Source organism: Pseudomonas jinjuensis (assembly GCF_900103845.1).
Lineage (GTDB): Bacteria > Pseudomonadota > Gammaproteobacteria > Pseudomonadales > Pseudomonadaceae > Pseudomonas > Pseudomonas jinjuensis.
On record NZ_FNIJ01000003.1, the window covers coordinates 200572 to 214126 of the forward strand.

General features: G+C 68.3%; 13 protein-coding genes. 4 read left to right on the forward strand and 9 right to left on the reverse strand.

The annotated features are described in order from the left end of the window. Positions 1–151: 151 nt before the first annotated feature. Entirely contained in the window at positions 152–1099 is a 948-nt protein-coding gene (locus tag BLR75_RS05345; RefSeq protein WP_084311561.1) for an adenosine deaminase, read from the reverse strand. 90 nt (positions 1100–1189) lie between these two features. Here BLR75_RS05345 and BLR75_RS05350 point away from each other — a divergent pair, with 90 nt between their 5' ends. Both BLR75_RS05350 and BLR75_RS05355 read left to right on the forward strand, forming a co-directional pair. Next, entirely contained in the window at positions 1190–2272 is a 1083-nt protein-coding gene (locus BLR75_RS05350) for a calcium:cation antiporter (protein WP_084311560.1), read from the forward strand. A gap of 2 nt (positions 2273–2274) precedes the next feature. Further along, entirely contained in the window at positions 2275–2814 is a 540-nt protein-coding gene (locus BLR75_RS05355; RefSeq protein ID WP_084311559.1) for a nucleoside 2-deoxyribosyltransferase, read from the forward strand. A 130-nt stretch (positions 2815–2944) separates the two neighbouring features. Here BLR75_RS05355 and BLR75_RS05360 read toward each other — a convergent pair whose 3' ends face one another. Together BLR75_RS05360 and BLR75_RS05365 are read right to left on the reverse strand one after the other, a co-directional pair. Then, positions 2945–3997 (reverse strand): energy transducer TonB, encoded by a 1053-nt coding sequence (locus tag BLR75_RS05360; RefSeq protein ID WP_084311558.1) that lies wholly within the window; start codon positions 3995–3997, stop codon positions 2945–2947. An 81-nt stretch (positions 3998–4078) separates the two neighbouring features. Then, the gene (locus BLR75_RS05365; RefSeq protein WP_084311557.1) at positions 4079–5044 is read right to left on the reverse strand and encodes a CobW family GTP-binding protein; all 966 of its coding nucleotides are present in this window, start codon (positions 5042–5044) and stop codon (positions 4079–4081) included. Between the two features lie 75 nt (positions 5045–5119). Here BLR75_RS05365 and BLR75_RS05370 point away from each other — a divergent pair, with 75 nt between their 5' ends. Further along, positions 5120–5473 (forward strand): NADH:ubiquinone oxidoreductase, encoded by a 354-nt coding sequence (locus tag BLR75_RS05370; RefSeq protein WP_084311556.1) that lies wholly within the window; start codon positions 5120–5122, stop codon positions 5471–5473. Here the strand turns inward: BLR75_RS05370 and zigA are convergent. Together zigA and dksA are read right to left on the reverse strand one after the other, a co-directional pair. Then, positions 5470–6672, reverse strand: a complete 1203-nt coding sequence (gene zigA / locus BLR75_RS05375; protein WP_084311602.1) for a zinc metallochaperone GTPase ZigA — start codon at positions 6670–6672, stop codon at positions 5470–5472. The genes BLR75_RS05370 and zigA overlap by 4 nt on opposite strands. Before the next feature lie 20 nt (positions 6673–6692). Then, a complete protein-coding gene (dksA, locus tag BLR75_RS05380) occupies positions 6693–7097 on the reverse strand; it encodes an RNA polymerase-binding protein DksA (protein ID WP_084311555.1) in 405 nt (134 codons plus the stop codon). Between the two features lie 73 nt (positions 7098–7170). Between dksA and folE2 the strand changes: the two genes are divergently transcribed. Then, a complete protein-coding gene (folE2, locus tag BLR75_RS05385) occupies positions 7171–8067 on the forward strand; it encodes a GTP cyclohydrolase FolE2 (RefSeq protein WP_084311554.1) in 897 nt (298 codons plus the stop codon). A gap of 11 nt (positions 8068–8078) precedes the next feature. On the opposite strand, the gene BLR75_RS05390 is transcribed toward folE2, so the two are convergent. The 4 genes from BLR75_RS05390 to BLR75_RS05405 all read right to left on the reverse strand — a co-directional run bounded on the left by BLR75_RS05390 (position 8079) and on the right by BLR75_RS05405 (position 13554). Beyond that, positions 8079–8546, reverse strand: a complete 468-nt coding sequence (locus BLR75_RS05390; protein WP_084311553.1) for a GNAT family N-acetyltransferase — start codon at positions 8544–8546, stop codon at positions 8079–8081. 92 nt (positions 8547–8638) lie between these two features. Next, positions 8639–9823, reverse strand: a complete 1185-nt coding sequence (cfaB, locus tag BLR75_RS05395; RefSeq protein ID WP_084311552.1) for a C17 cyclopropane fatty acid synthase CfaB — start codon at positions 9821–9823, stop codon at positions 8639–8641. 840 nt (positions 9824–10663) lie between these two features. Next, complete coding sequence (locus BLR75_RS05400; protein ID WP_084311551.1) at positions 10664–11986, reverse strand: MFS transporter; 1323 nt, start codon at positions 11984–11986, stop codon at positions 10664–10666. 245 nt (positions 11987–12231) lie between these two features. Continuing rightward, positions 12232–13554: a sigma-54-dependent transcriptional regulator gene (locus BLR75_RS05405; protein WP_084311550.1), complete on the reverse strand. Its 1323-nt coding sequence runs from the start codon at positions 13552–13554 to the stop codon at positions 12232–12234. Between the last annotated feature and the right edge of the window lies 1 nt (position 13555).

A 13555-nucleotide genomic window follows, 5' to 3' on the forward strand; every position in this document is an offset into this window, starting at 1 on the left:
GAGAGCCGATACGTTTGCGAACGGGCTTGCCAATCCCTGAATGGCAAGCCCGTTTTTTTATTTTTGCGGTGCCGCGCGGGGCTGCCTTTGTAGGAGCGGGCCATGCCCGCGACAGACGCGGCACCACAACGGTCGCGGGCATGGCCCGCTCCTACACCATCCGTGCATCCATGCTGTTCTGCGCCAGCTTGCGCGCCTGCGCCTCGGTCATGCCGAGATGCTCGTGCAGCGCCTGGAAGTTCTCCGCCACATAGCCGCCGAAATACGCCGGATCGTCGGAGTTCACCGTCACCTTCACGCCCTGTTCCAGCATGTCGAGGATGTTGTGCTCGCGCATGTGGCCGAACACGCAGAGCTTGATGTTCGACAGCGGGCAGACCGTAAGCGGAATCTGCTCGTCGATGATCCGCCGCATCAGCTCCGGGTCCTCGATGGCGCGCACGCCGTGGTCGATGCGTTCCACCTTGAGCAGGTCCAGCGCCTCCCAGATGTACTCCGGCGGGCCTTCCTCGCCGGCATGGGCGACGGCGCGGAAGCCTTCGGCGCGGGCGCGCTCGAACACGCGCTGGAACTTGCGCGGCGGGTGGCCGACCTCGGAGCTGTCGAGGCCGACGGCAATGAAGGCGTCGCGGAACGGCAGCGCCTGTTCCAGGGTCCTGAACGCCTCCTCCTCGGACAGGTGGCGGAGGAAGCTGAGGATCAGCCCGTGGCGGATGCCGAGCTGCTGCTCGCCGGCGCGCAGCGCCGCCTGGATGCCGTTGACCACCACCTCGAAGGGAATGCCCCGATCGGTGTGGGTCTGCGGGTCGAAGAACGGCTCGACGTGGACGACGCCCTGCGCCTTGCATTTCTGCAGGTAGGCCCAGGTCAGGTCGTAGAAATCCTGTTCGCTGCGCAGCACGTCGGCGCCGGCGTAGTAGAGGTCGAGGAATTCCTGCAGGTTGTTGAAGGCGTAGGCCTTGCGCAGGGTCTCGACGTCGCCCCAGGGCAGCGCGACGCGGTTGCGTTCGGCGAGGGCGAACAGCAGTTCCGGTTCCAGGGTGCCTTCCAGGTGCAGGTGCAGCTCGGCCTTGGGCAGGGCGTTGATCCATTCGGGCATGATGAGGTCTCTTTTTTCAGGCTGGTTGCCGGAAAGTTTAACCGCTGCCGCTAAGATGACCCTTGCCCCTTTCGCAACGGATCGCGCCCCATGCTCCGCCTGCTCAAAGACGAAAAACTCCTGATCGTCGCGCTGCTGCTCGCCGTGCTGGTCTACCCGCTGGAACACAGCCTGCTGGCCGGCGGCAAGGCGCTGGCCGGGAGCGTGGCGGTGGTGCTGCTGGCGGCGATCATCGGCGTCTCGCTGCGCGTCGCGCACCACGCGGAAATCCTCGCGGAGAAGGTCGGCGAGCCCTACGGCACCATGATCCTGACGCTCTCCGCGGTGCTGGTGGAGGTGGTGATCCTGGCGATCATGATGGGCCACAACCATTCGCCGACCCTGGCCCGCGACACCATCTACGCGGCGGTGATGCTCGACATGAACGGCATCCTCGGCCTCGCCGCGCTGCTCGGCGGGCTCAAGCATGGCGAGCAGTCGTACAACGACGATTCCGGCAAGACCTACGTGACCATGATCCTCACCGCGGTGGGCATCTCCATGGTCATCCCCGAGCTGATCCCGGCGCCGATGTGGAAGCTCTACTCGCTGTTCACCATCGGCTGCATGGTGATGCTCTATGCGCTGTTCCTGCGCATGCAGGTCGGCCTGCACAGCTACTTCTTCGCCTACAACTACGCCACCCACGGCGACAGCCACGGCGTTCCGGTCGAACACGGCAGCGGCAAACAGTCGAGCATCCTGCTGGTGGCCGGCGTGGTGCTGATCGGCGCGCTGGCCGAGGTGATGTCCAAGGCGCTGGACGTCGGTCTGGAGGGCAGCGGCGTGCCGCCGATCCTGCCGGCGCTGCTGGTGGCGGCGATCTCCGCCAGCCCGGAAATCCTCACCGCCCTGCGCGCCGCGCTGGCCAACCGCATGCAGCCGGTGGTCAACATCGCCCTCGGCGCCTCGCTGTCGACGGTGATCCTCACCGTGCCGGTGATCGAGACCCTGGCGCTGCTGCGCGACCAGCCGATCCAGATGGCGATGACGCCGCTGCAGACCGGCATGATGTTCATCACCCTGATGGTCGCCGGCTTCAACCTGCACGACGGCAAGACCAACGCCATCGAGGGCATGACCCACTTCGTGCTGTTCGCCACCTTCCTCATGCTGTCGATCATCGGACTCTGACCATGCTCAAGATCTACCTGGCCGGCCCCGACGTGTTCCGTCCGGATGCCATCGAACACGGCGAACGGCTCAAGGCGCTGTGCGCGGAATTCGGCTTCCGCGGGCTGTATCCGCTGGATTGCGCGGTGCCGGAGGAACTGGCCGAGCCGCGGGAGCGGGCGGCGTGGATCTACCGGGCGAACGTCGCGCTGATCGCCGAGGCCGACTGCCTGCTGGCCAACCTCGACGCCTTCCGCGGGGCCGAGCCGGACAGCGGGACCAGCTTCGAGGTGGGTTACGCCGCGGCGCTGGGCAAGCGGCTGTATGGGCATGTGACGGAGCCGGGGGATTACCGGGAACGTCTGCGCCGCGGACATCCGCAGTGGCTCGGCGAGCAGCCGGGGCGCGACCGCGACGGCAATGCGCTGGAGGACTTCGGCCTGCCGCTGAACCTGATGCTGGGCGTGCCGATGCGCATCGCGGTGGGTGGGGCGCGGGAGGCGCTGGAGATGCTGGCGGGGGATGTCAGGTCGCGGGCATGGCCCGCTCCTACAGCCCCGTAGGATGGGTTGAGCGCAGCGATATCCATGCCGCCGCGACGATGGGAATCGCTGCGCTCATCCCATCCTACGAACAACCCACAAACGAAAACCGCGCCTCATGGCGCGGTTCTCGTATCCCCGGACAATCAGCTCAGCGCCGACTCTCCAGCTTGAAGAAGAACACCTTGGTCGCCTGCCGCGCGACGATCCGGCCGCCGCTGACGCGCGGCTCGAAGCGCCACTTGGCCATGGCCTGGCGCACGGCGTTGTCGAACATGCGCACCGGCATGGACTCCAGCACCTGGATGTCGTCGATGCGGCCGTCGCTGGTGATGGTGAACAGCACCTTCACCCGGCCTTCGATGCCACGGCTGAGGGCCATGCGCGGGTAGACCGGCGGGTCCATGCGCAGCGGCTTGATGTCGCTGTCGTTGAGGCTGCCGGTGGGCAGGCCGGCCGGGCCCTGGGCGCCGCTCGGGGCGGTCTGCGCGCCGGGCGTGCTCTGCCCGACCACCGGCGCGGCGGGCGGCGGCGGAGGTGCGGGCGGGGTCGGCTGGGCGGAAGTCTCCTGCACCGGCTCGGGTTCCGGTTCCGGCTTGGGTTTCGGCTTCGGCTTGGGCGCGACCTTGGGCACGGCCTTCTCGACCGGCTTGGGTTTCGGCTTGGGCTTTTCCACCGGTTTCGGCGGTTCCACCGGCTTGGGCGGCTCGGGTTTCGGCGGTTCCGGCTCGGGCGGCGGCGGGACGGGTTCGGGCGCGGCGGCCGGCGGCTGCGGGGTCGGCTCGGGCTTCTTCTCCAGCTGGACGAAGTTCACCTGCATGCTCTTCGGCATCTCGCCGTGGCCGAGGTTGAGTTCGCTCGGCGTCGGCATCACCCACACCAGCGCGCCGACGATGGCGATGTGCATGGCGACGGCCAGCCCGGAGGACTTCGCCCAGCCGGCGGAACGCTTCGGCTCCTCGCCCTCTTCCACGCCCTCCACCGGGGCGGCGTAGGGAATCAGCACTTCCTCGCATGCGGTGACGTCCTCGTCCCGCCGGCTGCCGGCACAGCTCACCAGACGCAGCGTCGCCTCGTTGACCCGCTGGGCGGCGACGTGAGGCAGGGCCAGGCCTTCGTCCCCGGTGCCGGGGGATGCGGTTTTGTCGGCGGCGGACGCGGAAAGAACGATGCCCGCCGCTGAGCGAGAGTGCGATGACGACATGGGGGAAGGCCTACGAAAATGGGGGCACGAAGCACTATCTTCTGATAATTATTATCATTCAGTAGGGCGACAAGGGCAACCTCAGCCGCCGGGCGGGGGCGTGGCACAGCGTAGCAGCCCGTCGTGCAGTGCCCGGGCGTCCGGTTCGCGGTCGAAGATCAGCTCGATGCGGCTGTCGCGGCGCCAGGCGCTGTCCTGCCAGCCGCCGTCGCCGGCGACCCGGTTGCAGGCCTGCCAGCCGTCCTCGCAATGCAGCACCGCCTTGGCCCGCAGCAGGCCGGCAAGTCCGGCCAGCCAGGCGTCCAGCTGTGCGCGGCGGAAGCGCCAGTCGCGATGGAAGCGCCAGCCGACGGCATGCCGGCCGTCCGCCGAATGACTGTGGCGCAGCGGATGCTCGCGCAGCAGCACGCTGGCCGGCGCCGCGCCCGCTGCCTGCGGCGGCTCGGCTGCTTCGGCAGGGACCGCCTGCATGGGCAGCTCGCTCAATGAAAGTTCGCCCTGGCTGGTCCAGCGCAGCGGCAGCTCCGGCAGTTGCCCCTGCACCCGCCGGCGCGCCGCGTCGTCGAGTCCTTCCGCCTTGTTCAGCAGCAGCAGGGCGGCATCGGCGAGCGCCTCGCGCTGGCTCTGCGGCAACTCGGCGCCGGCGGCGAGCGCCGCCGCGTCCAGTACCAGCAGCGTCGGCTGCAGCGCCAGCACGCCCTGCCACGGCGGCTCGCGCAGCTGTTTCAGCAACTGCGCCGGATGACCGAGGCCGGAGGGTTCGATGAACAGCCGGTCCGGCCGCGCCTTGCGCAGCAGGCGCGACAGGCCGACCTGGAAGGGCACGCCATTGACGCAGCACAGGCAGCCGCCGGCGACTTCGCCGAGGGCGACGCCGTCGGCATCGGTGGCGAGCAGCGCGGCATCCAGCCCGACCTGGCCGAACTCGTTGACCAGCACCGCCCAGCGCTCGCCGGCGGGACGCTGGCCGAGCAGGTGGCGGATCAGGCTGGTCTTGCCGGCGCCGAGCGGGCCGCCGATCACATGGGTGGGGATCTGTCTGAGCATCGGCCTATGGTGCCGCCTGACGTGCACGGGGAAAAGCGCTAGAGTCCTGCGTTCCTTCCAGCGGACCGGTCATCCATGCGCCTGACGGCTCTCCTCCTGCTCACCGCCCTGCCCCTGCTCGCCCACGGCGAGGCCTGCGTCGTGCACAGCCAGGGGCGGAACGTCGACGTGAAGGTCTGCCAGGAGAACCGCAGCATCCCGGCGAAGCTGTTCCGCGACGGCTTCTGCCAGCCGCAGCTGCAGGGCCAGAAGGTCGAGGTGCGCTACGCCGACAGCTGCCCGGCCGGCGCCTTCGGCATCTGCCGCGACGCCCGGGTGCCGAACACGCCCTACCGGCAGGACATCCACTACTACGGCGTGGCCAGCGACGCGCGCTTCCTCGAACCCTTCTGCGCGAGCCAGAGCCAGGGCAAGTGGCAGCAGCCCTAGGCCGCCTCGGTCCAGCTTTCGAAGGGATCGTCGAGCCGGCACCAGCCCTCCATCCCCAGCTGCATCTCCTCGTCGTCCAGCAGGCAGGCGTCGAGTTCCGCGGTCAGCCGTTCGAAGTCGATGCCCTGGCCGATGAACACCAGTTCCTGGCGGCAGTCGCCGCACTCCGGCTGCCAGTTGCGCATGATGCTGCGCAGACTGTCCTCGTCCTGCGGCCAGTCCTCCCTAGGCACGAAGCGCCACCAGCGGCCGGCATGCCCATGCCGCGCCAGCCCGCCGGCCTGTGACCAGCTGCCCGCCTCGCCCGGCCGGCTGGCCAGCCAGAAGAAACCCTTGGAGCGCAGCAGGCGACCGTTGTCCCAGTTGCGGCTGAGGAAGTCGTGGAAGCGCTGCGGATGGAACGGCCGCCGCGCGCGATAGGCGCGGGAGGCGATGCCGTACTCCTCGGTTTCCGGCACGTGTTCGCCGCGCAGCTCCCTGAGCCAGCCCGGCGCCTGGGCGGCGCGCTCGAAGTCGAAGCGGCCGGTGTCGAGGATGCTCTCCAGCGGCACCCGGCCCATGTGCATCGGCAGTATCTGCGCCTCGGCGTTCAGCCCACGGAGGATGGCGGCGAGTTCCTCGCGCTCGGCCTGGCTGATCAGGTCGATCTTGCTGATGAGGATGACGTCGGCGAACTCCACCTGCTCGATCAGCAGGTCGGTGATCGAGCGCTGGTCCTCCTCGCCCAGGGTTTCGCCGCGGCTGGCGAGGCTTTCGGCGGCCTGGAAATCGCGCAGGAAGTTCAGCCCGTCGACCACCGTGACCATGGTGTCCAGCCGCGCCAGATCGGACAGGCTGCGGCCCGCCTCGTCGCGGAAGGTGAAGGTCTCGGCCACCGGCAGCGGCTCGGAAATGCCGGTGGATTCGATCAGCAGGTAGTCGAAGCGCCCCTCGCGGGCCAGCCGGCTGACCTCTTCCAGCAGGTCCTCGCGCAAGGTGCAGCAGATGCAGCCGTTGCTCATCTCGACCAGCCTTTCCTCGGCGCGATTCAGGCTGACATCGCGCTGGACTTCGCTGCCATCGATGTTGATCTCGCTCATGTCGTTGACGATCACCGCCACCCGGCGGTTCTCGCGGTTCTTCAGCACATGGTTGAGCAGCGTGCTCTTGCCGGCGCCGAGGAAGCCGGACAGTACGGTAACGGGAAGGAGTCGGTTCACGGTGGTGTTCTCGTCGTTCATCAGGTTTCGCGCAGATGCAGTTCGCGCCGTTCCTGGCGCTCCTTGGCCTCCACGCAGAGGGTGGCGGTCGGCCGCAGCAGCAGGCGGCGCAGCCCGATGGGCTCGCCGGTCTCCTCGCACCAGCCGTACTCGCCGCGGGCCAGGCGCTCCAGCGCGTGGTCGATCTTGTCGAGCAGGCGCTTTTCCCGCTCCAGCAGGCGCAGCTGCCATTGCCGCTGTTCCTCGCGGCTGGCCATGTCGGCCTCGTCGCTGGGCCGCTCGTCGTCGCGCAGCTCGCCGAACTCGCCGTCGATGCGCGCCCGCAGGGCCTCCCGCTGCGCCAGCAGCAAATCGCGGAAATAGGCCTGCTGCGCGTCGCTCATGTAGGCGGCGGCGGGTTGGGCAAGCAGTTCCTGTTCGGTCACGGCGGTCTCCGGCAGCGTCTTTTTAATGTTATATTATAACAATTCAAAAGCCGCAAACCGACGACGCCACGCCATGACCGCATTCGTTCTTCCGGATATCGCCAGCCAGCCGGCGACCACTTCCATCGCCCTCGACTGGGTCGGCATGCAGGGCATCGCCGTGCCGGTCCGCCTGGCCGGCGAGCGCATCGCCGCGCTGGCCGACGCCGGCGTCAGCCTGGACGCCGCCGAGGCGCGGGGCATCCACATGTCGCGCCTGTACCTGGCCCTCGGCCGCCTGGAAAGCCATGAGCTGACCCCGGCGCTGCTGCACTCGGTGCTGGAGGAATTCCTCGCCAGCCATGCCGGGCTGTCGCGGCGCGCCAGCCTGCACCTGGGTTTCGACGCGCTGCTGCGGCGTCCCGCGCTGGTGAGTCCGCTGAGCGGCTGGAAGCGCTATCCCTGCGAGCTGCTGGCCAGCCTGGACGGCGACGCGCTGCAGGTCGAACTGCGCATGCAGATCGCCTATTCCTCGACCTGTCCCTGCTCCGCCGCGCTGGCCCGGCAGCTGATCCAGCAACGCTTCGACGACGACTTCGCCGGCCGGCCCCTCGACCATGCCGGCGTGCGCGCCTGGCTCGGCGGCAGCCAGGGCATAGTCGCCACGCCGCACAGCCAGCGCAGCACGGCGGACCTGCGCCTGCAGCTGGAGCCGACGCTCGCCGCGCTACCGCTGGAAGCGCTGATCGACAGCGCCGAGACCAGCCTCGGCACCGCCGTGCAGACCGCGGTGAAGCGCGCCGACGAGCAGGCCTTCGCCCTGGCCAACGGGCAGAACCTGATGTTCTGCGAGGACGCCGCGCGCCGCCTGCACCAGGCGCTGACGGCACGGCCGGAGGTGGCCGCCTTCGAGCTGCGGGTGGTGCACGCGGAGAGCCTGCACGCCCACGACGCGGTGGCGCTCAGCCGCTGGCGGCGGGAAACGGCATGAGCGGCGTGGACTCAGTCCAGCCACAGCGCCAGCAGGATGCGGTCGCGGCAGACGATGCCGTTCTCGCTGATGAGCTCGGGGTAGTGGTCGAGGAAATAGTCCGGCTCGACACCGACGATGCGGAAGCCGCAGCGCTGGTACAGGCCGAGCTGGTCCAGGCTGGAGTTGCCGGTGGCGATCTCCAGCCGCTCGATGCCCTGTTGCCGCGCGGCCTCGATGGTCGCTTCCAGCAGCCGCCGGCCGAGGCCGCGGCGCTGCCAGGCTTCGGCCACCGCGAGATTGGTGATCTCGACATAGCCCTCTTCGCGTGGCGTCAGCACCAGCACGCCGGCCGGTTCGTCGTCGTCGATCATCAGCGCCAGCAGGCTGGAGTCGGGCAGATAGCGCTCGATCTGCGCGCGGCTCGGGTCGGCCAGCAGCAGGAGGTCCCACGGCGCGGCGGAAACCGGCAGTTCGCGGAGGGTGAAGGAAGGAGTCAAGGCAGGCGGTCCAGGATCGGTGGGACCGCCATTCTGGAGGCAGCGCGGGCCGGGGGCAACGCGGCGCCGATGGGCCGGCGCCGCGCAGCGGGTCAGGCGTAGATGTCCCGGCGGCTCCAGGGCAGCTCGTGGGAACCGTCGTCATGCGGGCGAAGGGCGAGGATCTGGTGCAGGTTGATCCAGCCGCGCTTGAAGCCGTAGGCGCAGCCGGCCAGGTACAGCCGCCAGATGCGCACGGCTTCCTCGGGCACCAGTCGCGCCGCCTCGGCCAGCCGGGATTCCAGGTTGGCGCTCCAGAAGTCCAGGGTGCGCGCGTAGTGCAGGCGCAGGCTCTCGACGTCGACCACCTCCAGCCCGGCATCGCTCATCTGCGCGACGGCGAACGACAGGTGCGGCAGTTCGCCGTGGGGGAACACGTAGCGGTCGATGAACTCGCCGGCGCCGCGCCCCACCGGACGCCCGTCGGTGTGCAGGGACGTGATTCCGTGGTTCATCACCAGCCCGCCCGGCCGCACCGCGCCGAACAGCTGCTGGAAGTACAGGCCCATGTTGGCGTGGCCGACGTGCTCGAACATGCCGACGCTGACCACCTTGTCGAAGTGGCCGTCGCGCGGCAGGTCGCGGTAGTCCATCAGCTCGATGCGCACCTTGCCGTCCAGCCCCTCGGCCTTGACCCGCTCGCGGCCGAGCTTGAACTGCTCTTCGCTGAGGGTGATGCCGAGCACCTCGACACCGAACTCCCGCGCCGCCAGCCGCGCCAGCCCGCCCCAGCCGCAGCCGACGTCGAGCAGGCGCTCGCCGGGCTTGAGCCGCAGCTTGCGGCACAGGTGGCGCAGCTTGGCCAGTTGGGCGCTGGCGAGGTCTTCCGTGCCGGTCTCGAAATAGGCGCAGGAGTAGACCATCTCCGGGTCGAGCCAGAGCTGATAGAACTCGTTGGAGAGGTCGTAGTGGTAGCGGATGGCCTCGGCGTCGGTGGCCTTGTCATGACTGGTGCGCGCGTAGTCGGCGCCGCCGGCGTCGGGCGCGAGCGCGGCGGTCAGGGCGTCGCCCATGGCGATCACGTCGCCGATCGACCCTTCGATGTCCATGCGCTTTTCGACATAGGCACGGCCGAGCGCGTCGAGGCTGGGGCGGGTGATCTCGCTCAGCAGCGTCGGATCGCGGACGACGAGAGTTACCTGCGGGTCCGGCCCCAGGTCGAAGGCCTGGGCCGCGCCGACGCGGATGCGCAGCGGCAACTGCAGGGACAGCAACTCAGAGGGCAGGTTGGCTTTCATGCATACCTCCTGGTCACGTGGCTGGATCACTATAGATCAGACCGCTCATTAGCTGGCGCTATCGACTGATCTGGTGAAAATCTATCGATACGCCGGACGGCCACAGCGCCGCCGGCAATGCATAGTTCGCTATGCAAGCCTAGCAGGCGGATTCCGGACTTCCCGCACGGCCGAGGACAGGGCCGTCGTCATTGCGCGACGATGACGCCCGGCGGTCGAATAGCGAACGCTTCATCGACCGGAAAATTGACCCGATGATGGCCAACCCCTATCGTGTTGCCGCTTCGCATTCTTCGGGTCACTTGTCAGGTACCCCTCGGAGGACCGGAGCCCGACCTTGCCCACAAGGCAAGGTCGTTCCATTCCCCCCCCTCGCAACGCGGCCCTCTGCCGCCAGGCCTCGGTGCCCCGTCCGTACCCCTGGACGCGCAGGCACCGGGGGGATGTCCATCCCGCTCCCCAAGTAGATTTCCGGCACGATCAACTCTGCGTCCACGGACTGCGCGAGGTCCTCGCAGGGAATCTGGCCGGGCAGGCGATGGACATGGGAGGAGATGCGCTACTTCTCCGGCAGCGCAGTGGCAAGCCGTTCCCTGCAGGCCGCCGAATGGATGGGGTTGGCGCGGGAGGGGAAGCGATGGGTGGGAAGGAGCGCCGACACCCGGCATCATTGCAGGAGCGACTGTCTGGAGCGGGCCATGCCCGCGACAGGTCGGCGCCGCCGATCTCGCGCGCATGGCGTATGCCTGCCCGTAGGGTGGACGTGGCTCTTCACGTCCACCATCTCGGCCGGGAGTCGGTGGAAATCGATTCGCCGATTTCCACCCTGCCCCGCCGGACTCAATCCCGATCGATCAGCGACGTATCGCGGGTATCCGGCATGAACATGTACACCAGCAGCGAGCAGGCGATGCCGGCGGTGATGTACCAGAAGAAGCCGGACTCGTTGCCCACGCTCTTGAACCACAGCGCCACGTATTCCACCGTGCCGCCGGCCACCGACTGGGTCAGCGCATAGGGCAGGCCGACGCCGATGGCGCGGATTTCCGCCGGGAACAGCTCGGCCTTCACGATGGCGTTCACCGAGGTGTAGCCGCTGACGATCACCAGGGCGAACATGATCAGCGCGAAGGCGCCCCACATGCTGGTGACGCTCTGCAGCATGCCGAGGATCGGCACGGTGCACAGGGTGCCCATCACGCCGAAGCCGAGCAGCAGCGGCCGGCGGCCGATGCGGTCGGACAGCGCGCCCATGATCGGCTGCAGCAGCATGAACAGGAACAGCGAGGCGGCCGAGATCATGGTCGCGTCGGCCTTGCTCATCTGCACCGTGTTCACCAGGTACTTCTGCATGTAGGTGGTGTAGGTGTAGAACGCCAGGCTGCCGCCGAGGGTCAGGCCGATCACGGTGAACACCGCCTTCGGGTGGCGCATCAGGGTGCGCAGCACGCCTTCCTTCTTCTCGCGGTTCTGGGTCTTGGTGAAGGACTCGGTTTCCTCCATGCCGCGACGCAGCCACAGGGCGGTGATCGCGCAGGCCGCGCCGATCAGGAACGGAATGCGCCAGCCCCAGCTTTCCAGCTGCTCGGTGGTCAGCACGTTCTGCAGCAGGATCAGCACGCCGAGGGCCAGCAGCTGGCCGGAAATCAGGGTCACGTACTGGAAGCTGGCGAAGAAGCCACGACGCTCCTTGCCGGCCATTTCCGACAGGTAGGTCGCCGAGGTGCCGTATTCACCGCCCACCGACAGGCCTTGCAGCAGGCGCGCGAACACCAGCAATGCAGGCGCGGCGACACCGATGCTGGCGTAGCCCGGGGTGACGGCGATGATCAGCGAGCCGAAGCACATCAGCAGCACCGACAGCAGCAGCGCGGCCTTGCGCCCCTTGCGGTCGGCGTACACACCCATCAGCCAGCCGCCGATCGGACGCATGAGGAAGCCGATGGCGAACACCGCGGCGCTGTTCAGCAATTGCGCAGTGAGGTCGCCCTGGGGGAAGAAGGCCTTGGCGAAGTACAGCGAGAAGGCGGCGTAGACGTACCAGTCGTACCACTCGACCAGGTTGCCTACCGAACCGCTGAAGATCGAGCGGAGTTGTTGCGCGGTCGTTTTCGGCTGGGCCGAAGCCACGGCAGAAGCGGAAAGGGTGGTGGAAGTATCCATCACGAGTCCTCTTGTCATTGTTGTCGGAGGGCACGTCGAAGCGGCCTTGGATTGCCAATGGCAAGAGCTGTGCCAGTCGTGAAGTGGCCGGGATAGAGCGGTTGCGCGGAATTCAGGGGCGATTGGTGAGCGGAAAATTGCCGATGCGCAAAGTGGAGATGAGCGAAAATCCGCCTATCGGCGAACTCGACCTTGCATGTAGGAGCGGGCCACGCCCGCTCCTTTTTCGCGGGCATGGCCCGCTCCTACAGGAAATCCTCCCGCACCAACCCGTGCCGCTGCATCTTCTCGTTCAGCGTGCGCCGGGGCAGCTGCAGCTCGTTCATCACCGCCTTGATCTCGCCCTTGTGCCGCGCCAGGGCGCCGCGCAGGCATTGCGCCTCGAACGCCTCCACCTGCTCGGCCAGCGACTGCCCGGCGCTTTCCATCGCGCTGCTTCCCCCCGCCATACCCAGCACATGCCGCTCGGCGGCGTTGGCCAGTTCGCGCACGTTGCCCGGCCAGTTGTGGCTGAGCAGACGGCTCAGCTCGCTGGCACCCGGCTGCACGAATTCGCGGCCAAGGCGTTCGGCGGCGCCGCGGGCGAAGTGATCGAACAGCAGCGGGATGTCCTCGCGGCGCTCCCGCAGCGGCGGCAGGCGCAGTTCGGCGACGTTCAGGCGATAGGCGAGGTCCTCGCGGAAGCGCCCGGCGCGCGCCTCTTCCAGCAGGTCGGGCTTGGTCGCGGCGATCACCCGCAGGTCGACATCGATGCTCTGGTTCGAGCCAAGCCGCTCCAGCCGCTGCTCCTGCAACACGCGGAGCAGCTTGACCTGCTGCGCCAGCGGCATGCTCTCGATCTCGTCGAGGAACAGGCTGCCGCCGTCGGAATGTTCGAGCTTGCCGATGCGCTTGCCCTGGGCGCCGGTGAAGGCGCCGCTCTCGTGGCCGAACAGCTCGCTCTCGAACAGCTGCTCGGGGATCGCCGCGCAGTTGAGCGCGACGAAGGGCTTGCCGGCGCGCGGACCGAAGTCGTGCAGGCAGCGCGCCACCAGTTCCTTGCCGCTGCCGGTCTCGCCGCGGATCAGCACGTTGACCGGCGTCGGCGCCAGTTCCAGCACCTGCCGGCGCAGGGTCTGCATGGCCGGCGAGAAGCCGAGCAGGCGCGCATCGATGCGCTGGCGCAGGTCGGCCTCCTCGCGCAGATGGCGGTTCTCCAGCACCAGCCGGCGCTTGTCCATGGCGCGGCGCAGGCGTTCCAGCAGGGTCTGCGGGCTGAAGGGTTTTTCCAGGAAGTCGTAGGCGCCCTGGTGCATGGCCTCCACCGCCATCGGCACGTCGCCGTGGCCGGTGAGGAGGATCACCGGCAGCTCGCGGTCCAGCTGCTGCGCCCGCTGCAGCAGGCCGAAGCCGTCCATGCCGGGCATGCGCACGTCGCTCAGCACCACCCCGGGGAAATCGCGGCCGAGCTTCTTCAGGCCATCCTCGGCGCTGGCGAACGGCTGCACCTCGAAGCCGGACAGCTCCAGCCACTGCTGCACCGCCTCGCGGATGCTCGCCTCGTCGTCGATGACCATCACCGAATTCATC